Raw genomic sequence first — 22472 nt, forward strand, 5'->3', positions numbered from 1 at the left:
CAAATGCTAAAACTTCGTTGTGCTTACCTCAACGACCTCTTGGCTATTTGAGGCTTTTGCAAAACCGGGATGCTCCCATAGCGATACCTATATTTTATGGCGTGAAGATAACAAAGAACCCTTCATCTTTGCTGGAATTGGAAACGCAGAAGAAGTAGAAGATATCACACCTGTCAAAATCATTTGGACATTTGAGACAGAAATATTCCCTGATGAAATTTCTCCATCTACGACTTTCCGAGAAGGAACAGTCTGTAAAGTATCAGTCAACGCCTATGAACGCAACCCAGTTGTGCGACAAAAATGTATTGAACACTACGGGGCAACTTGCTATGTCTGCTGTTTCAATTTTGGGAAAGTGTTTGGGGAATTAGGAGAGGGCTTTATTCACATCCATCATCTTCGGCCGCTTTCTGAGATTGGTGAAGAATACGAGGTTAATCCGGTAGAAGATTTGCGTCCTGTATGCCCCAATTGCCATGCCATGATTCATCGACGTTCGCCACCACTTACGATTGAGGAAATTAACGCACTACTATTGAAGAGTGCTGCAAATTATTCAGCAACCTAACAAATCGCTATTCCATCGCCCAACGCCGATCGCACCACCCACCCTATCCCTGACCTTTGGTTAGTCTAAAATCTCCTGGGCCGCCAGAAAAGGCCATATGTGCGATCGACTTTCACGACAAAACTGCGGCAATCCAGAACTAGAAAGCGTACTATACCGCAAATCGCCCACACTGGAAAATTTTAATACTTTGCTTGAGTAAAACTTGACACAGATCCAAACCATAAATTATATTAGACCTATGGATGCAGCAGACATGATCTAATCATGACATCCCGTTACTCACGAGGGTCTAGGAATTCCGGTAAAGACGTTCTGAATACCAAAATTTATATTTTGGCGAAGGCTCCTTAAGGAGCCTTTGTTATTTTAGGGCTTCGGTAATTCCTTATTATTGAATTCAATTAAGATATGGACGGCGGCCCTGAGCGATAGACACGAATCACTTTTTTCGTCAATGTCTCAGCAGTAGATATTGCATCATTAATATTAGCAGTCAGTCTAGCAATATCGTCATCTCGCGTGCAGGCAATAATACCACAGTGGTCAGGTTGCAGCTTGTGCAGTTGAAAGAAATCCCGTCGGTTGACGGTCAAAACAGCCCGATTTTCAATGATGGCAAATGCTAATACATCCTCATCAGGTAGTCCAGCATTTCCTGCTTCTTGAACAGTCAGGACATCATGCCCCAAAGACCGCAGGTTTTGCACGACTTGCCGAGGAAATTGTTCGTCTGCGTAGAGACACGCCATAGGTTTATTTGATATTTTCAGGTGTATCTAACATTTCGTCCGCCTCATCTTGCAGTCTAATTGCTTCCTCAATTTCGTCAGGATAAGCTTCAGCATAAGCCCAAACATTTACCAAATCAGCAGCACTGAGATGGGGATAGCAGTCTAGGATAAAAGCATCGGTAGCGCCGTCATTGTGATAGCTGGCGAGCAACCAAACGGGAATGCGAGTTTCGTGAATACAAGCATCGCCGCCCATCACGCCGGGAGTTTTTGTAATCGGGCGGCCGCTGTTTTTCAGGCTTTGGGTTAAGATGCTGATTGCCTCAGCTTTCTCGGTTGGCGTTAATGCCAAAAGTTGTGTTTCTAATTCTTTGATTGTCATGGAAATTTTAGGATTTATGAATTATGTAGCTATTTGCTATTATAGTGCGCTCGCCCGAATCAGTTGACTCTAGATTGCAATCGAGGGAGCGTGAAAATTTTGATAATTTTTTTGATTATAGCTTGCTTGACAAAGCACAAAATATAGCGGTTCTCAAAAAAGTGAGGTATGCCCACGGAGGCCACGGAGGCCTATGCCCCTGAGTACCTCATATGAGAGATCGAAAGGCTATATGTAGTGTTTTGGGGCTAGATAATCATGTGTTTATACCAGTTCCAAATTAAGGCTGACTTATAAAATATTAGCCAAGCTGGCAAAAATAGGTTTGTACTTCCGTCCTTAAAATTCTCTTCTGTTCTCTTCCTTTGTGTCATAAACGTCTGCGGGGTTCGATCGCCCTTATTCTTTTTGAGACATCTCAACTCAAACGCTTGTCAGGGCTCGCTTTTGGGCTTACTTGTCACCCGTCAGCAAAATCATCCTATTTACTTATTGACAATTGCTCTTCTCTCTTGAATTGTCAGGGAACGAACATATAAGGTTAAAAATTGTATCATAAGCAACAGAAAGTACCGAATGCTTTATGTAGTGCTCTACAATGGAGAAAAGAAACAAGATTAAGAGGCGCGATCGCTATGGGTATCAATGAAAATCTAGACTGGGAAGAAGCATTTGAGTACAGAGCGGGCTTAACAGTGGAGTTGAAGTCCCAGCCAGGTGTTTTCGATACGATCGCTTACTATGAAGTAATGATGGTACCGCCCATCTGGTTAGAAAATGACCCGCGTCCCCGCTATCCTCACGAACTGCGAGTCGTTTCCCAGCAGCCAACTGTGTCCAATGTTTGCCGGATTTCAGAGAGCCCTGTTTTAGTCGCCTCCTAAGTTTTTTCAGCCGGAAATATTGGCGATGGCATCTAGCCAGCAATCAAACCGATGCAGTGATTTTCGGATTGAGATTGCTTGAGTTTACTTTGTAGCATCTGCTAAGTAGTCGTAGGATGCGCCGCCATAAACAACCCCTAACGCAGCATATCGACAATCTCACAGAGCCGCACCTGTGCGATCGAGAGCCGATGTAAATAAACCCAACACTTATTTTCTAGCCAAACTTTGTAAAAATGGTATTATTTTAGGGTTTCGGTAATTCCTTTCCCTATCACTAACCGCACGTTGGTCTAAAATCTCCTCAGCGACCAGAAAGGCGATATGGGCGATCGACTTTCACGAAAAAACTGCGGTCATCCAAAAGTATATTGGTACAAATGGTATAAATCCATCTTGATATTAATGAGAGTTGTTTGAAGTTTTTCCTTGGGTGACTAATTCGGTTTATTAACACAAAAGTGACCACTTTAACCATAAAATTTAAATTGGTATGTTAAGATGACACAAGCCCTTACCATACTTGATTTCAATTATGGCTGAAAAATTAATAATTAGAAACTTTTGTGGTATCCAAAATTTAGAAATTCAAATCAAACGAATAAATATACTTATTGGCCCTCAAGCCAGTGGTAAAAGTGTTTGCGCTAAACTTCTATTTTATTTTAAGAACTTTGTCTGGGAAATTTTATCGGTTGTAGAGAATGAGCAGACAAAACGCAATCTAGATTCAAACTATTCCAAGAGGTTTGAGGAATATTTTCCTCCTGATTCTTGGGGAAAACAAGATTTTTTCATCAGGTATGAAATTTCCAATGTTTTTATAGAAGTTAGGAGAAAACAGGATACCAAAGGTAGAATTTCCCTCAGCTATTCAGATTTTTTCAAGAAAGAATTGGCAGACCTACGCAATTTACTCAAAAAAGCCAGAGAGGAAAGCTCTGAAATAACTTTTAGTTTTAATATTATTAATAGTTCACTTTTTAGCCAGAAAATTTTAAAAGATCACTTAGTAGAAAGTTTAGGCAGATCCATTGGTCGAGAGGCAGCCTTCAATCAGCTTTTTATTCCTGCTGGCCGCTCATTTTTCGCTAATCTTCAGAGCAATATTTTTTCTTTTCTTTCAAGCAATAATACCTTAGATCCATTTCTAAGATCGTTTGGCTCAACATACGAAAGGATAAAAAATTTGCGTATACAATATATTCCTCCTGAAGATAAGTATACAAAAGATATAGTAGAGGAAATAAACAGGCTAATAGAGCAGTCTTTATGTGGTAAGCATATACACGAAAAAGGCAAAGATTTTCTGGAGGTGGCAGATGGAAGACGTATTAGTATTGCGAACTCATCTTCCGGTCAACAGGAAACATTGCCTCTGACAATTATCCTAGCTGCACTACCTGTTCTAGCTTCCCCTCCTGTCGGTCAGACAGTTTATATTGAGGAGCCGGAAGCGCATTTATTTCCAAGCGCACAGCGTAATATTGTCGAGTTGATCGCTACTGTCTTTAATTCTCGCAAAGAGCAACTTCAATTCTTTATAACTACCCATAGTCCTTATGTCCTGACAGCACTTAATAATCTGCTCCAGGCTGGGCTTCTTTATGAAGAGTCCAGCGAAGATATACAACATCAACTAGAAAAGATTGTATCTAGATACAAATCATTAGATGTGGACGACATCTCAGCCTATGTTTTGATGAAGGGAAAATGCAATAGTATTGTGTGTCCTGATACTGGGTTGATTGACGCGCGAGTAATTGATTCTGTTTCTGATGAATTAGCTATTGAATTCGATCAACTTCTCAACTTAGTTTGAATCGTATATGAAAAGTCTTCCAGAGTGTGAGGAACGTAAATCGGACACCAATATTGTCTTGAAGGAAAACAAAAGTAAAATAACGTTCCTCAACCCGAATCAAGACGAAATATTAAAAATTAAGGTTGATGGCTGCGTTATTAGTGACAATGAGACTTTGCGTTGCGACTATGCACTCATTCCTTCTGATGCAGTAGAAATATATGTAGAGTTGAAAGGAAGCGATATTGCACAGGCGGTTAAACAAATAGAATCAACTATTAAATTACTTTCGGAAAATCCCCAAAAGATTAAGAAGCTATGTTTTGTGGTGTCTACACGTGTGCCAAAACAAACAACAAATATACAACAGCTACAAAGTCAGTTTAAGAAAAAATTTAATGCTAGTTTCAGAATCAAGAATATTCAAGATGAGTATGATTTAAGTACGTCCCTAAGCTAAACTAACGAGAACTTTGATATGACAAACATACAGAACTCTATCAGAAAAGGAGTCAGCAGACAATTCGCCTGCATAAATAAAATTTAATTCACATATAAATCATTACGAGTTCTACCTTGAGAAGTATCTTTTTGGGGACTTACCCAACACATCCTACCACTCGCAACATATACTACGGCTCAGTGCGGAGTGTACAGCCTACCAAAAATCTTGTGTAAATCCTATTATGTATTACTGAATCCCTTGATCCCCGCAAGTAGCCCGCTTTATTGCATCAAAGTCGTGCGATATTTAGCTATAAATTAACATTAATTTAAACTTTGATGGAGGCATAAACAAGCTAGAATTCAATAGTTTGCGTGGAAGACATGGAGTTTAAATACAAAATGTCACAAATAACAAATTAATATCGATCGCACTTATCGATCGCACTTTACAAAACAACCAAAACTCAGGAGTCAATCGCTGATGATGCTAGGAACAACCGAGATCCCGCAATTAAAGCCGCTTTCCGACTCAGAACTACACAAAATGAACGCCTACTGGCGGGCGGCAAACTACCTATCCGTCGGACAAATCTATCTCCTCGACAACCCCCTACTCAAAGAGCCCCTCAAAATCGAACACGTCAAACCGAGACTCCTCGGACATTGGGGCACCACTCCAGGTTTAAACTTCATCTACGTTCACCTCAACCGCCTGATCAAAGCCCAAGACCTCAACACCATCTACATCGCAGGCCCCGGACACGGCGGGCCGGGCTTGGTCGCCAACACCTATCTCGAAGGTACTTATACCGAATATTACTCGAACATTTCCGAAGACGAAGAGGGTATCAAACGCCTGTTCAAACAGTTCTCCTTTCCCGGCGGTATCCCCAGCCACGTCGCCCCGGAAACCCCCGGTTCGATTCACGAAGGCGGCGAACTCGGCTACGCCCTCGTCCACGCTTACGGGGCGGCCTTCGATAACCCCGATTTGATTGTGGCGGCCGTTGTCGGCGACGGGGAAGCGGAAACAGGCCCGCTAGCTGCTAGCTGGCACTCTAACAAGTTTCTCAACCCGGTTCGGGACGGGGCCGTGTTGCCGATTCTGCACTTGAACGGCTACAAAATTGCCAATCCAACCGTGTTGGCCCGCATTCCGCAAGAGGAATTGGAAAGTTTGATGGTTGGTTACGGCTACAAACCTTATTGGGTGGAAGGTTCAGACCCGGAAACCATGCACCAGTTGATGGCTGCAACTCTCGATACCGCGATCGGCGAAATTAAGGCGATTCAGGAAAAAGCCCGGACAGAGGGCTATTCGGGCCGTCCCCAGTGGCCGATGATTGTGATGAAAACTCCCAAAGGCTGGACGGGGCCGAAGGAAGTTGACGGTAAGAAAACTGAGGATTATTGGCGATCGCACCAAGTCCCACTTTCGGAAATGGCTTCTAAGCCGGGACACGTCCAACTCCTGGAAGATTGGATGAAAAGCTATAAGCCGGAAGAACTCTTCGACGAAAAGGGCAAGTTAATTCCCGAATTGGCCGAACTCGCACCCAAGGGATCTCGGCGCATGGGGGCAAATCCCCACGCTAACGGCGGCCTGCTGCTGCGAGACTTGAAAATGCCGAAATTTGAAGACTACGCCGTTGACGTGCAAAAACCGGGCACTGTAATAGCAGAAGCAACCCGCGTTTCCGGCCGCTTCCTGCGAGAGGTGATGACACTGAATCAGGAAAACGCCAATTTCCGCATTGTCGGGCCCGACGAGACGGCCTCAAACCGCCTCGATCCGGTGTTTGAAGTGACGAACCGGATGTGGGCGGGGGAAATTTTGCCCGAAGACGACCACATCTCCCCCGACGGCCGGGTGATGGAAGTCCTCAGCGAACATCTATGTCAGGGATGGCTGGAAGGCTATTTGCTGACGGGACGCCACGGCTTTTTCTCTTGTTACGAGGCGTTTATTCACATCATCGATTCGATGTTCAACCAACACGCCAAGTGGTTGAAAACTACTAACGACATTCCTTGGCGCCGACCGATCGCCTCTCTCAACTACCTGCTAACTTCTCACGTTTGGCGGCAGGACCACAACGGTTTTTCTCACCAAGATCCGGGTTTTATCGACCACGTAATTAACAAGAAAGCGGAAGTGGTGCGGATTTATTTGCCGCCGGATGCGAACACTTTGCTGTCTGTAACGGATCACTGTCTCCGCAGCCGTCACTATGTCAACGTGATTATTGCAGGGAAGCAGCCGGCATTGCAGTATTTGGATATGGATGCTGCGATTAAACACTGTACGACCGGCATCGGCATTTGGGAGTGGGCCAGCAATGATAAAGGTGGCGAACCGGATGTGGTGATGGCTTGCGCGGGTGATATTCCGACGCTGGAAACTTTGGCTGCTGTTGACATTCTCCGCCGAGATTATCCGGATTTAAAAGTGCGGGTGGTTAATGTGGTGGATTTGATGACGCTGCAACCTGCTAGCGAACATCCCCACGGTTTGTCTGACAAGGATTTTGATAGTTTGTTCACGAAGGATAAGCCGGTGATTTTTGCTTTTCACGGCTATCCTTGGCTGATTCACCGCTTGACTTATCGCCGGACAAATCACCCGAATATTCACGTTCGGGGTTACAAGGAAGAGGGAACGACTACGACGCCGTTTGATATGGTGGTGATTAATGACCTCGATCGATTCCATTTAGTTGGAGATGTACTCGATCGCGTTCCGAAACTGAGTTCTGTAGCAGCTTACGGCAAACAAGCTATCCGTGACAAGCTGATCGAGCACACGCAGTATATCACCAAGCACGGCGATGATATGCCGGAAATCCGCGACTGGAAGTGGCCGCACGCGGGCCCGGTTTCGCCGGAACCGCCGAAGGAAACGAAAGATCCGACGGCGACACCAGATCAAACTGTGCGATCGGGTGCGCCTGGATAGCGATATTCTGGGTAGGGACACGGCATTGCCGTGTCCGGCACAGGATCGTGGATTAGGACACGGCACTGCCGTGTCCCTACGGGATTCCATTTGTATTAGAATAAAGCTTCAGCAAGCAATCTCAATTTCGAGGTATGCGCCCCGAACAATCGTGTCGATCGCGTTCCGAATCTCGTCTTGATGTTTTTGAATGCGAGGCCAAGAAGTAGACCGCAAAACCACAACAGTAATTTGTCGGCTTGCCAGGTTTTGTTGATAACGCAATCTGCGATCGGTCGTGACCAGCAGATTATACCCCTCGCGTTCGGCTGTGTCGAGCAGATTGCCATTTGCTAATGTTGACCATCCACGTTCATAAACAGTATCTACTTTATGATCCAGCAACGATCGGCGCAACGGTACTGGCGTACCTTGGTCGAACAATATCTTCATGCTTGCGCTATCTGCGTTAATGAGGCGAGGGTAGGGCGCGATCGAGTAGTACCTGTACTTGGGTGCGAGTTACTCCCGGAAACCATTCGAGAAACTGGTCAATAGAGGCTCCATCTTTAAGGTTCTCGAAAAAGGCGGCAACAGGTACGCGCGTTCCCCGAAATATCCATGCACCACTCACCTTGGTTGGATCGCGTTCAATCACTTCAAATAGGTCTACATTCTGCATGACGATCGTTGCTTGTTGCGGATCAAGTAAAACAATTAAGATAGAATTAATGTTAGCATAAATCAACGGTGGTTTAGGATTTGTACATTCAAAAGAGGCGGTAATGCTGAAAGAAATAGAAATCCAAAATTTTAGGTGTTTTGAGCAAATCAAAATTTCTGGGTTTGAAAGAGTCAATTTAATCGGCGGTAAAAATAATGCTGGCAAGACAGCCTTGCTAGAAGCAATTTTTCTCAATGTTGCTCCAGAAGCTGGCAGTCTAGAAATATTAAGAGAACTTAGACGGGAGTCCTCAGACGCCCTAGAAGCTATGCCTCAGAGAGCTTGGGATAACTTATTTTATGCACTAAAAAAAGATAGAATAATAGTAATTATAGGAAAAGAGGAAAATCAGAAATCCGAGCTAGTAGAAATATCCATAGAATCCCTCAATAAAGTTATAAGCATAGATGATATTTTGGGTATAGGTAAGAGGTCGCATCGTCAAGATATAAGAGAAATAATAGATTCTTTGCCGAAGGACAAGTCTGGTGTATCTGTAATAACTATTAAGTTAATAATAAACGAAAAAAAAGCAGTTACGTCTTCTTTAATAGCCAGTTCCAGTGGTTCAATAACTACTGGTAGCACTTCTACTACTGACCAAGTACCAATCATTCCTTCCTTTATCATGTTTTCTGGAAAAGAGATCACAGAAGCCTACGATCGAGCGCGTTTGGATGACAAAGATAGTGAAGTTTTGAAAGCTTTTCAAGTTTTAGACTCTTCTATAGAATCAGTAGAGAGTTTTTCGATTGGAGAACCCACGCTCTACTTGAGAAGAAAAGGCGAACAGCGTTTGCCTTTATCATTGTTTGGAGATGCCATTAACAGAGTTGCAGAAATAATCCTTAAACTGGTAAACAATAAGTATAAAATATTGCTAATCGATGAGATAGAAAATGGCATTCACCATACAAGTCAGCGGGAGTTTTGGAGAGTGTTATTTCGGTTGGCGGTTGAACTGGATACCCAGATTTTTGCTACAACGCACAGTTTAGAGATGCTTCAAGCATTTGCTGATGTGGGTTTAGAACCAAATCAGGAATGCAGCAGCGCATATTTTGAAATGGCAAAGAAATGGAAAACAGATCAAATAATCGGAATTCGGCGCGATTTGGAAACTCTTAGTTATGCCATTGAGCATCAAGAAGGAGTGAGAGGTGAGTAATATTGTCATAGTAGAAAGTAAAAATGATAGAATTTTCATGCAGGCAATGGTTGAGAAACTAAACTGCGATCTCCAGGTAGCATCACCTATTTATATAGATGATTATAAAAGTTTGGACGGCTTGGACAAAACAAAGTTAATCTCTGCTTTAAAAAATTTAAAAGCAGAGATTCCAAAAAAAGGGGTAAAAAAAATAGGGATTATTATTGATATCGATAACTATTCAGAGCAAGAGCGGCTGGGATTGGTAAACAACTGTATAAAAAATGGGTTTGGAACTGAAACTGAAACTTTGTCAAGCACTAAACAATTTATCGATATTTCTGGAGATAATGGAACAAAAGCCAAATTGGCTTGTTACTTTACAAATGTTGGAGGTCAAGGCGAACTGGAAACGCTTTTAAAGGAAATAAAGGCTAAAGATTCTACTCATGCTGATTGTTTGGATAGTTGGAAAGAATGCATAGAAGGCAAGGAAAAGGAAATCAAGAAGAAAGATTTTGATAAATTCTGGGTTAACACCTATGTGAGGTTGGATACTTGCTCAAAACAGGATCAGAAACAAGCTGGCAGAAAATGCAGTATGTTTGAGTTTGATTATGTTATGAAACACAAAAAAGATATTTGGAATTGGGCTCATCCTGCTCTCAATGATTTGAAGGAGTTTTTTACACTCTTTTGCTAACATAGTAAAATTCACACACAATTAACTCATGAGCTTAAAAATCTACTTTGTACGACACGGTGAAACGACTTACAGCCAGACTGGCGGTTTCTGTGGCCATATCGATCCCGAATTAACGCCCGTAGGTGCTCAAATGGCAGAACAGTTTGCCGCCACTTACGCCAAATTGCCTTGGAATGCTGTTTATGTCAGTCCGATGAAACGAACTATTGCTACTGCAAAACCTTTGTGCGATGCTGTGGGAATTGAAATGCAGCTTCACGACGGACTGAGGGAAATTAATTACGGTGAGTGGGAGGGCAAAACAGTAGAAGATGTCAAAAAAGAATACGAAGAAGATTATATTAATTGGCTGACTGAACCTGCTTGGAATGCACCGAATGGCGGCGAGACTTCCGTGGAAATTGCTAGCAGATCGTCCTTAGTTATCGCAGAAATTCAGGAAAAGTACAAGAGCGGTAATGTTTTGGTTGTCTCGCACAAGGCGACTATTAGAATTATTCTGTGCAGTTTGTTGGGGATTGATTTGGGACGTTATCGCTATCGCATTGCCGCTTTAGCAGCTTCTGTCAGTATTGTCAAGTTTGACGTGCGCGGGCCGCTGCTGGAGGTTTTGGGCGATCGATCGTACATGGATGAAAACCTCCGCAATTTACCCGGTACTTGAAATTGCGGGTAGGGTGCGCGCACTGCCTACCCGGAGTGTCTGAAACTAAATCGCGCCTATGTAAGACAATCCTAAAATAGTACCTGCTCCCAAAATATGACCAAAGGCAGTAGTTCCTAAAACTGCACCCAAACTCAAACCGCCGAACATACTAGATGAGGGCATTGCTGGGCCTGTGGTAGGATTCTGGATGGTTGATTTGCCGATCGCAATAGCTAAAATATTGCAAAGAATCATAATCAAACCGATCGTGGGGCTCCACTCTACGGTTCTGGGGGCAACGGCAAGTAAAATTGGTGTAAACATCGATCGGCTCCTTAAACTTTAGTAAATGAAAATCTGCATAGAAGATATATCAAAAAAATGCAACTGTTAGCTACAGATTGCATTAACAGTTAATTTTTCGACATTTTTCTTAATAATTTTCCCAGGATCTCAAGATTTTTTACTCCCCCTCTGCTGAAACCAAAGTTTGACAAGACGCGATTTCAATCGCCTAGCGATCGAAAGAACGAATCAACAGGACATAATAAAGCATGAAAATACTGGTGTTAAATGCGGGTTCTAGCAGTCAAAAGAGCTGTCTTTACGAGTTAAACGATGTCCTGCCCGATCGACCTTTGCAACCCCTCTGGTCAGCTCAAATTGATTGGACTCACCAGCAGGGTATAGCAGAGTTGAAAGTCAAAACAGCAAAAGGCGATCAACTTGAGGAGGAGTTTGCCTCAGACTCTCGCAAAGATGCTATTTCTCGAATGCTGGAGAGTCTTTGGAGGGGAAAAACTCAAACAATTAATGATTTAAAAGAGATTAATATTGTCGGCCACCGCGTCGTACATGGCGGGGAAGATTATCAGCAAAGTACGTTAATTTCGCCGGATGTTAAAAAGGCGATCGCCCGTTTATCTGTTTTCGCCCCTGTCCACAATCCGGTTAACCTCGAAGGTATCGAAGCGATTGAAAAAATCCTTGAAAATGTGCCGCAAGTAGCAGTATTTGATACAGCTTTTCATGCACAATTGCCGCCCGCAGCCTTTGTTTATCCCGGCCCCTATGAATGGCTGGAAAATGGGATTCGGCGCTACGGTTTTCACGGGATTAGCCATCAATATTGCGCGCGTCGGGCCGCCGACATTCTGGGTAAGGATTTGGCAGATTTGCGGTTGATTAGCTGTCATTTGGGCAACGGATGTTCTCTGGCGGCCATTCGCGGTGGCTGGAGTGTTGACACGACGATGGGATTTACGCCTTTGGAAGGTTTGATGATGGGAAGTCGATCGGGTTCGATCGATCCAGGCATCCTCATTCATCTGTTAAAACAATCCGATTTTACTGCTGAGAAACTTGATGGTATTCTCAATCGAAATTCTGGTTTAAAAGGGATTTCAGGGGTGTCTAGCGATCTGCGGCAGATAGGAGATGCGATCGCCCAAGGTAATCAGAGAGCTCAACTTGCTTTGGATATTTATGTCCACCGTTTGCGTGCCGGAATTGGTGCCATGCTGGCGAGTTTAGGAGGGTTGGATGCTTTAATTTTTACGGCGGGAGTTGGGGAAAATTCTGCTGTTGTGCGGGCTGCTGCTTGCGAAGCTTTTGGATTTATCGGGTTAAAATTGGATGGCGAGAAAAATCAACAGTCACCGATTGATCAAGATATTGCGGCAGTGGATTCAGCGGTGAGAATTTTGGTAATTCACACGCAGGAGGATTGGGAAATTGCGCGAGAATGCTGGAAACTTTATCACTAATTTATTTTAGGAATTCCTTCAAGAGCGATGGCTGATCAGCTTCGCCGAAGGGTCAACAATCACGAACGGCGCAACCGGAATATATCAAATTAATCTGTTTTTATCTGCTCTCATCTGCGATTTAAAAAAGAGAATGTATTCACCGCAGATGACAATGGATGGACGCGGATTTACGCAGATAAAGAGAGGTAGAGACGTTTATTCTTCCATTTTCCCTGAAACATCATTATTCTTTCAGCAATGCTGTGGGTTGATAGTAGCGCCGATTACAAAACTTGCCGTGGGGCGATCGGAATTTCAATAATAAACTCGCTCCCCTCTCCGGGTGCAGAAACGCAAGTCAATTTTCCGCCATGAGAACTGACAACAATCGAGTGAGAAATAGACAATCCCAAACCAGTTCCCGAACCCACGGGCTTAGTTGTAAAAAATGGATCGAATATCTTGTGCAGCACCTCAGTGCTCATCCCTGGCCCGCTGTCGGCAATTCTAATGATGACAGAATTCCTGTCAGTCACCTCTGTAGAAATTGTAATCGTAGGCTGTTGATGAGAGTTTTCCGGGCAATCTCTTGCTACGAGGAGAGCATCGATCGCATTTGTCAAAATATTCATAAACACCTGATTCAACTGAGACGCATAACAAGTAATTAGGGGTAGCGTGCTGTAATTTTTAATCACCTCAATTCCCAAACGCCCGCCCTCTTTTCTCAGGCGCGGTTGCAGCAACATCACCGTACTGTCGATGCCTTGATGGATATCTACCGACTTCATTTGCGCTTCGTCGAGGCGCGAGAAATTCCGCAAGCTTAGCACAATATCCCGGATTCTTTCTGCTCCTACTTTCATGGAATCCAGCAGCTTTTGCAAATCCTCGCTCAAGAATTCCAGCTCAATTGTTTCTATTTCTTCTAAAATTTCCTCAGCCGGTTCTGGATAGTGATGCTGGTAAAGCTCAATCAAGTTTAGCAAGTCTTTAACGTATTCGCTAGCCGGATTAAGATTGCCGTAGATGAAACTTACAGGATTATTAATTTCGTGAGCTACACCAGCGACCATTTGCCCCAAACTAGACATTTTTTCCGTTTGGATTAATTGAGCTTGAGTTAGTTTAAGTTCGCGCAAAGTTTGTTCTAAACGCTCGTTCTTTTCATTTAACTCCTGCGTCCGCTCTTGCACTTTCTGTTCCACCGAATTGTAAAGGAGAGCATTTTCCAAAGAAATAGCAACTTGGGAAGAAAGCAACCTTAAAACTTCCAATCTGTGAGGAGTAAATGCTCCGACAGTCAAATTGTTTTCTAAATAAAGAATGCCGATCAGTTTGCCTTGATTGATGATTGGAGTACACAAAATAGATTGCAGTTGGTGTTTAGCGATGTAAGGATCTGCTGTGAATAGTCCCTCAGCCGCCGCATTGCTCAATACCAAATCCGAGCGAGTCCTTTCCACATAATTAATCACCGTCACAGGTAAATCCTGATAGCCTTCAACAGGCGTAAATTGCAGCACGGCTACATCTTCAGAAAATACTGACGCTTTAGCTGAAATCAACAGTTTGCCATCTCTGACTAAAATCAGAAAACCTAATTGAGCACCCGCATTTTCTAAGGAGATTCTCATCAAAGAAGCCAGCAACTTATCGAGGACAATTTCGCTAGAAATCGCCAGAGATGCTTTCATTACCGTTGCCAAATCCAGCACTCTCGCATCGCTGCCCGTAGAAGTATGAATAGTTGTGGTAGTTTGATTGTTGTTAAAACTTCCGTTGAGCGGCGTCATTTCCCGCAACTGCGGATACTTCTGTTCTAAATCTTCTACTTTGCGAACTGCACCCCAGCGCAAGTAGCACGAGTGAGCTTCACGCAAGTGGATTTTGGCATATTGATACTTGCCTTTACTCAACCAAAACTTAGCTGCTAGTTCATTAGCTAGCGCTTCATTTTGAACAAACTCATTGTCTTGGGCTAAATTTATAGAGAAATCGTACAATTCTACAGCTTCTGAATCTTTCTTGGAAATTCTGGCTATTTCTGCTTGTACTAAAAGGTACTTGTGCAGAAAATTTTCGGCACAGTTGTCTGCCCAAATTTTCATCTGTTTTTGGTTTTCCTCTAACTTTTCCAAGTATTCCTTTTGCTTGTCTTCTGAAACATTTGGGAAAACGGCGGCTAAAGTTAGAGAAAAGAAAAAATTCCATTCGGTAGCGGGTATGGCTCCGGTAATAAAAGATAGCTGTTTTTCTACTTCAAAAGCTAGTTGTAGCGCTTCGTTGAAGTTGCCGTACCAGTACATTACCTGGCATTTACGAATCTGATAAAGGCAGAGCGAGTACAAATTTTGATGAGCTTGACAGTTGTGTACGTATTCAGCTTCGCTGATATCTTCGCTTTCAAATACAAACTTTTCAGGAGTTAGTTTGCTCAAGTTACGGAGAATTAACTCTACCCCTAATAATATATCGGTTACGAGCTGATTTTTTGTTTTTTGGCTGAACTGCAAATACCTGCTCGTATCGACCAAAATTTGCGAGATTTCTTTACCTTGAAAAAAGGAGTTAGCTATGCGGTTGGACAGGATATAACCCGCATACTCTAAATCTCCTGATTCTAAAGCTGCTTGATATCCTTCATTGCTGATCGCATGGGAATCTTTGATGTGATTGAACCAGTAATAAAAAATACTGACCAGGGATGAACAAGCTCTGCACTTCAAGCCGATATTGCCAGATTTTTCGCTGAGATTCAGCGATAGCAAGCCAAATTGATACGCAGCTTTGTAATCTCCCGAAACTGCGTTTAAGAACATACCGTAGCCAGCATAGCAAAGAGAGGCTTCGGGTACTAAACCGTATTGTAGAGAAAGATTGACTCCTTTTAAAACGCTGACTTTCCACAAGTCGGGATTTTTGAGGTAAGCCGATGTCAGCAAGTTTGTAATTAATTTGACTGCAACTTTTTTGTCGGGTACAGTCATTTCGGGGGCGTCAATTAGGGAAGCTATTTCTCTACCTGCTAAAATATTTGTAGCTGCTGCAAATTCTTCGGATATGACTTTTTGTAGCCCGTCTAGTGGCAAGTCAATGCCTAGCAAGTCCAAAGCTGTGATTCCGGCTTTAACGGCTTCTTCGTACTTCGCCCGCAGGGTGTACTGCACGATCAGCAGGTTGTAAATTTCTACCTTTTCTAAGGGCGATCGCGCTTTTTCCAGAGTTATATTAATAAATTCTTCAGAATTCTCGAAATAACCGTTTAAATACTCAACATTTGCCCGCTCCATGTGCAAGGCAAAGGCTAAATCGTAGTGGGCATCCCAAATATCGGCGCTCAAACCATCCATGCCTGCGGTCAAATACTGCAAGGCAGCAACATAAGCAGTGGCATCTTTGGCTCTGCGGGCCGCGTCTAAATTCAGCGTTGCCAGTTCAATTAATTCTCGATCGTCTTTAATTAGCGATCGAGCTACATTCAAGTGATCGACTAATTCAAAGATTCTGTCAGCGCGATATTCAGCCGGGGTGTTTTCTAGGATTTGCCTGCCTATTTTCAGGTGAACTGCCTTTTTTTGCGAGTCGTCAATCAGAGCGTAAGCTGCTTGTTGTACGCGATCGTGCAAAAATTTATAATTCAGAATTAATAGCGGAAATAGCACGTAATCTAATGACTTGCTTTCCAATTCCGAAGTTGGCAGAATCAGTCCCGACTTAATCGCCGGCAACAGGTGAGAAAAAGTTTCCGAGGCTTCTTTTTCATGAATTAAAGAAAGAGTATTTAAGTCAAATTCGTTGCCCAAACAAGCCACTAAACGCAAAACTTGCTGCGTTGAACTTGGCAGTTTTCTCAATTTTTGTACCATCAAATCTACTACATTGTCAGTGATAGCGCACTGCTCAATTTGAGTCATATCCCAATGCCAGCCGCCCTTGCTCCCCGACTGGGGCGGGTGAAAAACTAGCAGGTTTTCCTGATACAATGTTTGCAGGAATTGATTGACAAAAAAAGGATTGCCGTCGGTTTTGCTGATTACCAATTCAGCTAATGGTTTGACAGATTCTCGATCGCTGTGCAAAGTCTCGGCAATCAAATGAGTGATGTTTTCCACCCCCAGCGGCGACAAAGCAATCTGATTAATGATAGCTTCCTGATTTCGCAGCGTCTCCAAAGTCATCATTAAAGGATGAGTGGGACTAACTTCATTATCCCGATAAGCACCAATTAAAAACAGATATTGCGTAGCTTCATCTGTCATCATCAATTCGATCAATTTGAGAGTAGCAGAATCAGCCCACTGCAAATCGTCGAGAAAAATGACCAGCGGATGTTCTGGCTGGCAAAATACGCGAATGAAATTTTGAAAGACTAAATTAAAGCGGTTCAGAGATTCCGTCGGCCCCAATTCAGCTACAGGAGACTGAGCTCCGACAATTAGTTCAACTTCGGGAATGACATCAATAATAATTTGCCCGTTTTGACCGAAGGAACTGCGGAGTTTTTCGCGCCAAACTGCTAATTGAGCTTCGCTTTCAGTTAACAGTTGCCGCACCAATTCCGAAAAAGCGCTGACAACGGCCGAGTAAGGAATAGTTCGCTTGTACTGGTCAAACTTTCCCCAAATAAAATATCCACGTCTGCGAGTGATAGGTTTGTCTAAAATCTTCACCATTGCAGATTTGCCAATGCCGGAATAACCGGCAATCAGCATCATCTCGCTGCGGGATTTATGCTGTCCTCTCGCCAAAACTGACAAGGGAATTTCTTTTTTCGATTTGCTCTCTTTTTTGATGACAGAAATTTGAGAATTGTCGGTGCGGTAGCCTCGATTATTTGTGGCTGCTACCCGTTCAAATGCCGCTAAAAGAGTTTCAACTTCTCGCTGTCTGCCGTAAAGTTTTTGAGGGATTTGAAATTTGTCGGAAATATCTTGGCTGCCGAGAGGAAACTCAGAAACAACCCCAGAGGTTTGCCACTGAAACAGGCAGGATTCCAAATCGGCTTTTAGTCCCCAAGCACTTTGATAACGCTCCTCAGCGGTTTTTGCTAACAATTTCATCACAATATCTGAAACAGCTTTAGGAATTTCTGGGACTATTTCAGCGAGAGGTACTGGCTGTTTGGCGATGTGACAGTGAACTAACTCCATGGGATCTGTAGTGGGAAAAGGGAGTTGTCCTGCCAGGATTTCATAGAATGTCACGCCGAGGGAATAAAAGTCGGTGCGGTAATCGACTACCCGGTTCATTCTGCCGGTTTGTTCGGGCGACATATAGGCTAAAGTGCCTTCTAAAAAATTGGGATTTTTACTGGGAATATTTTCTAGGTTGGATGCTGTTGAGATGCTAAAATCTATTAGTTTCACTTGTCCTGTAGCAGGATTAAAAACTATATTAGAGGGATTTATATCTTTATGAATTACATTTTTTCCGTGAATCTCTCCCAAAGTTTCAGCTACTTTGATGGCAGTAGTCAGAAATCCTAAAAGTGTAAATTTTTGGGAACCCATAAAAATTTTTAAAGATTCCCCGCCAAAATCTTCTAAGATCATTGCCAGACTATTTCTAACCTGTTGCAACTTATACACTTTCACAACTCCGTCCAACAGGCTTAAGTTGGCAGTGATCTCATATTCGCGCTTGTATCTATTCAGTTCTTCAGGAGTCGGATAGTCTTCTTTGATAAGTTTGATAATAACAGGTTGGTTGTTCTGCTCGTTGTGACCGCGGTAAACCAGGGAAGTGCTGCTTTCATAAATGAGAGCGAGAACTGCAACGCCGGGAATTGCCATCATAGTTGGGTTCTCTCAAATTAGGTGTGCTTGGTCAATGTTACAGGACTGACGCGCGGCGGGCTAGAAACCGGGTTTCTTCGTTGCTAGTCGTTGACAAACCCAAGATTTTATCGTGTAAATCGGGTTTCTTTTCGTAAATCCTATGTTATTCTTCATTATCGCTCAAGAGCTATCTTTTGGGATGTGTGGGAAAGCAGGCCTTGACAGCAAAGAGCTACTGCTGACAAAAGCGCCCTGGGGCTTTCGTCACCTCAGCAGTTAGGTAAACAAAATCACAAATACAGGATTTGTGTAAGGATTTACTCTAATGCTCGATCGCCATTCTGACAACCAAATCATCTCCGATTCCAAGCAATCGCTTGACTTTAGGGGATCTTCACCACATCTCGTGAAAATATGCAAGTGGTGAAAGATGTATTTTTTTCCGTGAGAAGGCCCGAATTGTGGGTGCTTTAAAAAAATCGGCCGGTGCAAATCTTAACTATAATTGGCGACCGAGGCGCTGAGGGAAGTAAGTGTTGCTTCGGAATCTGAAATTTTCTTCAGTTCTATCTATTTTGACCGATCGATTAACAATACTAACTGACCTAAATTATCCAGGATACAAGCCCCCGGATTCATCCGTCCAGAAATAAAAAACCTGTATCCCATAAAGGAACCCCCGAATTTATCCGTGGGGTCAATCCTTCAATTCTTTAATCTAAAATCTAAAATCTAAAATCTAAAATCGATTGACCGTTTGAGCAGAGTAAATTTGACAAAAAATGCTGAATTATTGCACCTTGTCTGGTGCGCGGCAGCGAACCCTACATTAATCAAATTTGCCTAACTCTTAAGAAAATTTTAGGAAAGATTAAGAATTATTGCCATAAAACCCAGGTAAAGTGGTTTAAATTGCGAGTCAAATGCCAAGCAGACAAAGCGTTTGAGCATTTCCCAAATGTGTAAATCCTCAGAAACTTAGTATTTCTCAAGGATTCATCCGGTGAGAAAATCAGAAACAACCTTAAAATTTAGCAGTAATCGCCCGATCGGGCAATTCTCAACCAGCACCAGGAAAAAAACCTATGAAATTGGCTTATTGGATGTACGCAGGCCCAGCCCACATCGGCACTTTGCGCGTCGCCACTTCCTTCAAAAACGTCCATGCAATCATGCACGCACCGATTGGAGACGACTATTTTAACGTCATGCGTTCCATGCTGGAGAGGGAACGGGATTTCACTCCAGTAACTACCAGCGTCGTTGACAGACACGTACTGGCGCGGGGTTCGCAAGAACGGGTGGTGGACAACATCACCCGCAAAGACAGAGAAGAACACCCAGATTTAATCGTGCTCACCCCGACTTGCACCTCCAGCATTCTGCAAGAAGACTTGGAAAACTTCGTGGAGAGAGCTCAATTGGATGCCAAAGGCGATGTATTGCTGGCGGATGTTAACCATTATCGGGTAAACGAACTGCAAGCTGCCGATCGCACTTTGGATCAAATCGTCCAATTTTACATTAACAAAGCCCGCAAAAAAGGCGATTTAGTAGAAGCCAAAAGCGAAAAACCATCTGTCAACATTATCGGTATGTCTACGCTGGGTTTCCACAACCAGCACGACTGCACCGAGTTGAAGCGTTTGATGGCAGATTTGGGCATTGAAGTCAACGAAGTTATTCCCGAAGGTGCTTCGGTTCATAACTTAAAAAGACTGCCCCGCGCTTGGTTTAACTTGGTTCCTTATCGGGAATTGGGGATGATGGCCGGGGAGTATTTGCAAAAAGAATTCGGCACGCCGATGGTGGATATTACGCCGATGGGTGTGGTAGAAACTGCGCGCTGCATCCGCAAGATTCAGCAAGTTTTGAACGCTCAAGGTGCGGATGTTGATTACGAAAACTTTATTGATCAACAAACTCGATTTGTGTCGCAGGCTGCTTGGTTTTCGCGATCGATCGACTGCCAAAACTTAACCGGGAAAAAAGCCGTCGTATTTGGCGATAATACCCACGCTGCGGCGATGACGAAGATTTTGGCTCGCGAGATGGGAATCCACGTTGTGTGGGCTGGAACCTACTGCAAACACGACGCTGACTGGTTCCGGGAACAGGTTAGCGAGTATTGTGATGAAGTGCTCGTCACCGACGATCACGGGGCGATTGGAGATGCGATCGCCAAAGCGGAACCTTCGGCGATTTTCGGCACGCAAATGGAACGCCACGTTGGTAAGCGCTTGGATATTCCCTGCGGCGTAATTGCTGCACCGATTCACGTCCAAAATTTCCCGATCGGCTACAAGCCATTTTTGGGTTATGAAGGCACGAATCAGTGCGTAGATTTGGTCTACAATTCCTTCACTTTGGGAATGGAAGACCACTTGCTGGAAATCTTCGGCGGCCACGATACCAAGGAAGTGATTACGAAGGGTATTTCGGCTGATTCTGACATGGGTTGGACGAAGGATGGACAGGCAGAATTGAACAAAATCCCTGGTTTTGTGCGGGGTAAGGTGAAGCGGAATACTGAGAAGTTTGCGCGCGATCGGGGAATTGATAAGATTACCGTTGAGGTGCTGTACGCAGCGAAGGAATCTGTCGGCGCATAGTTAGTTGATGGGGTGGGCATTTGGCCCACCTTACTCAAAATGCAAAACTGCTTTAAGCAGGAATGAACTTTTCTATACGAGATAGTAGATTCAGGGCCAAATCATCTTCTTCTATCACATCTCGGTTTAATCTCTCTTGAAGTAGCCAAATAAGATGATTTACCGAAACTTCCTTAACTTTGATATTACCGTAATCACTGATTTCTCGCGTTTGACCTAGAGTAATAATCCAAACTTGTTTGCTTTTGCCATCAATTCTAAGAGTTTTTTTCTTTTGTACACCGTCTGAAGATCTCAGGTTAAATGTCAACTGAGCCTGCTCAAGCTTATTTATATAGTTTTCAATCTGGTCTTTTTTATATTCTTCAAAACCCTCCCTGAGCGTGCAATCATACATTACTGCAAGGTTGCCAATAATGAAAAATCCATCGGCTCTACCAGCTTGGTTTCTTTTGTCATATTGATAGAGATAATGGATGCCCAAATTTTTCAGTAATAAAAAAGTCAAGTCCTCAAATTCACTTGAGCTGGTTGTATGTACTATTCGCTTAAATTGCTCAATTATTTGGTTTTTAAGTTCATCACAGGTGATAGGAGTGGGGAGCAACTCAGCAGGAGTATCATTTTGCTCTATTTGGTCAACATCAAGAAGTTGGATTCTATTGGCAAATCGTCTCCCATCTTCGCTCTCACCAATGGTAAAGGTAACTGCATCGCCTACTTTCAAACTTTCAAATTTATTATCTTCTACTTCCTTGGCTATAAAATAGAGTTCTTGAGTGCTTCCCTCAAGCGTAATGTAACCCCATTTTTTGTTAGTAAAAATATTTTTTACATACCCAGAAAAACGAAGTTTTGTTGTAGAAAACCGATGATATCCTTCGCTGACTAATTCTATTTTATTAGCAAAAAACCGCTGGCCATCCTTGCTTTGACCAACAGTAAAAGTAACGACATATCCCAGCTTCAAAGTTCCAAATTTATCGTGTTCAACTTGTGAAGCGATAAAATAAAGGTCATCAGTTTTATCATCGGGGGAAATGAATCCGCCTCTTTTATCACTAAAAATTTTTACCACTCGTCCTTGAAAACGGCTTGTCTCTGAAATTTCCCCCATTTTTGGCCTCGAATACTGAACGATGATTGAGAAAGTAATATTTTATCTGAAAATGATTAACTCTCTCGTAACTTTAGAATCAGCTTGAAAGAGTATTTGCTACAATTGATTTATCAAATAAGTATACCTTAGATATTATAAGCCAATCCACACATAATAAAATGGTAGTCCTGCATTGTCAGGACTACCCGATCGCACTTATGGAAATTGATGAAAATTAGCATCCGCGCCA

At 43.1% G+C, this 22472-nt stretch carries 17 protein-coding genes; 10 read left to right on the forward strand and 7 right to left on the reverse strand.

Annotated elements, in window-relative coordinates:
* Positions 1 to 19 precede the first annotated feature (19 nt).
* Positions 20 to 571, forward strand: a complete 552-nt coding sequence (locus QUB44_RS10170; RefSeq protein WP_333366278.1) for an HNH endonuclease — start codon at positions 20 to 22, stop codon at positions 569 to 571.
* Between the two features lie 404 nt (positions 572 to 975).
* On the opposite strand, the gene QUB44_RS10175 is transcribed toward QUB44_RS10170, so the two are convergent.
* Positions 976 to 1323, reverse strand: a complete 348-nt coding sequence (locus QUB44_RS10175; RefSeq protein ID WP_333366281.1) for a DUF5615 family PIN-like protein — start codon at positions 1321 to 1323, stop codon at positions 976 to 978.
* 4 nt (positions 1324 to 1327) lie between these two features.
* Positions 1328 to 1687 carry a DUF433 domain-containing protein gene (locus QUB44_RS10180; protein WP_333366284.1) on the reverse strand — a complete coding sequence of 120 codons (360 nt, stop codon included), beginning with the start codon at positions 1685 to 1687 and terminating at the stop codon, positions 1328 to 1330.
* Positions 1688 to 2322: 635 nt separating this feature from the next.
* On the opposite strand from QUB44_RS10180, the gene QUB44_RS10185 reads away from it, so the two are divergent.
* The 4 genes from QUB44_RS10185 to QUB44_RS10200 all read left to right on the forward strand — a co-directional run bounded on the left by QUB44_RS10185 (position 2323) and on the right by QUB44_RS10200 (position 7778).
* Positions 2323 to 2571, forward strand: a complete 249-nt coding sequence (locus QUB44_RS10185; RefSeq protein ID WP_333167058.1) for a hypothetical protein — start codon at positions 2323 to 2325, stop codon at positions 2569 to 2571.
* Between the two features lie 535 nt (positions 2572 to 3106).
* Positions 3107 to 4393, forward strand: a complete 1287-nt coding sequence (locus tag QUB44_RS10190) for an AAA family ATPase (RefSeq protein ID WP_333366287.1) — start codon at positions 3107 to 3109, stop codon at positions 4391 to 4393.
* Positions 4394 to 4400: 7 nt separating this feature from the next.
* On the forward strand, positions 4401 to 4835 hold the full coding sequence (locus QUB44_RS10195) for a hypothetical protein (protein ID WP_333366288.1): 435 nt from the start codon (positions 4401 to 4403) through the stop codon (positions 4833 to 4835).
* Positions 4836 to 5303: 468 nt separating this feature from the next.
* Positions 5304 to 7778, forward strand: coding sequence for a phosphoketolase family protein (locus QUB44_RS10200; protein ID WP_333366291.1), 2475 nt, complete (start codon positions 5304 to 5306; stop codon positions 7776 to 7778).
* Positions 7779 to 7886: 108 nt separating this feature from the next.
* Here the strand turns inward: QUB44_RS10200 and QUB44_RS10205 are convergent, their stop codons facing one another.
* Positions 7887 to 8210 carry a DUF5615 family PIN-like protein gene (locus tag QUB44_RS10205; RefSeq protein ID WP_333366294.1) on the reverse strand — a complete coding sequence of 108 codons (324 nt, stop codon included), beginning with the start codon at positions 8208 to 8210 and terminating at the stop codon, positions 7887 to 7889.
* 16 nt (positions 8211 to 8226) lie between these two features.
* Positions 8227 to 8439, reverse strand: coding sequence for a DUF433 domain-containing protein (locus tag QUB44_RS10210; protein WP_333366297.1), 213 nt, complete (start codon positions 8437 to 8439; stop codon positions 8227 to 8229).
* Between the two features lie 103 nt (positions 8440 to 8542).
* Between QUB44_RS10210 and QUB44_RS10215 the strand changes: the two genes are divergently transcribed.
* The 3 genes from QUB44_RS10215 to QUB44_RS10225 are packed head-to-tail and all read left to right on the forward strand — an operon-like array spanning position 8543 to position 11001.
* Entirely contained in the window at positions 8543 to 9649 is a 1107-nt protein-coding gene (locus QUB44_RS10215; protein WP_333366299.1) for an AAA family ATPase, read from the forward strand.
* Complete coding sequence (locus QUB44_RS10220) at positions 9642 to 10334, forward strand: DUF3226 domain-containing protein (protein ID WP_333366302.1); 693 nt, start codon at positions 9642 to 9644, stop codon at positions 10332 to 10334. Before QUB44_RS10215 ends, QUB44_RS10220 begins: the two co-directional genes overlap by 8 nt.
* Before the next feature lie 28 nt (positions 10335 to 10362).
* Entirely contained in the window at positions 10363 to 11001 is a 639-nt protein-coding gene (locus QUB44_RS10225) for a histidine phosphatase family protein (RefSeq protein ID WP_333366305.1), read from the forward strand.
* A 45-nt stretch (positions 11002 to 11046) separates the two neighbouring features.
* Here the strand turns inward: QUB44_RS10225 and psaK are convergent, their stop codons facing one another.
* Positions 11047 to 11307, reverse strand: coding sequence for a photosystem I reaction center subunit PsaK (psaK, locus tag QUB44_RS10230; RefSeq protein ID WP_333331916.1), 261 nt, complete (start codon positions 11305 to 11307; stop codon positions 11047 to 11049).
* Positions 11308 to 11537: 230 nt separating this feature from the next.
* On the opposite strand from psaK, the gene QUB44_RS10235 reads away from it, so the two are divergent.
* The gene (locus QUB44_RS10235; RefSeq protein ID WP_333366308.1) at positions 11538 to 12749 is read left to right on the forward strand and encodes an acetate kinase; all 1212 of its coding nucleotides are present in this window, start codon (positions 11538 to 11540) and stop codon (positions 12747 to 12749) included.
* Between the two features lie 266 nt (positions 12750 to 13015).
* On the opposite strand, the gene QUB44_RS10240 is transcribed toward QUB44_RS10235, so the two are convergent.
* Entirely contained in the window at positions 13016 to 18529 is a 5514-nt protein-coding gene (locus tag QUB44_RS10240) for an AAA family ATPase (RefSeq protein ID WP_333366311.1), read from the reverse strand.
* A gap of 1067 nt (positions 18530 to 19596) precedes the next feature.
* Here QUB44_RS10240 and bchB point away from each other — a divergent pair.
* Positions 19597 to 21123 carry a ferredoxin:protochlorophyllide reductase (ATP-dependent) subunit B gene (gene bchB / locus QUB44_RS10245; RefSeq protein ID WP_190659189.1) on the forward strand — a complete coding sequence of 509 codons (1527 nt, stop codon included), beginning with the start codon at positions 19597 to 19599 and terminating at the stop codon, positions 21121 to 21123.
* 52 nt (positions 21124 to 21175) lie between these two features.
* On the opposite strand, the gene QUB44_RS10250 is transcribed toward bchB, so the two are convergent.
* On the reverse strand, positions 21176 to 22240 hold the full coding sequence (locus QUB44_RS10250; protein WP_333366314.1) for a cold shock domain-containing protein: 1065 nt from the start codon (positions 22238 to 22240) through the stop codon (positions 21176 to 21178).
* Positions 22241 to 22472 lie beyond the last annotated feature (232 nt).

The organism is Microcoleus sp. AT3-D2 (assembly GCF_036705715.1).
Classification (GTDB): Bacteria; Cyanobacteriota; Cyanobacteriia; order Cyanobacteriales; family Microcoleaceae; genus Microcoleus.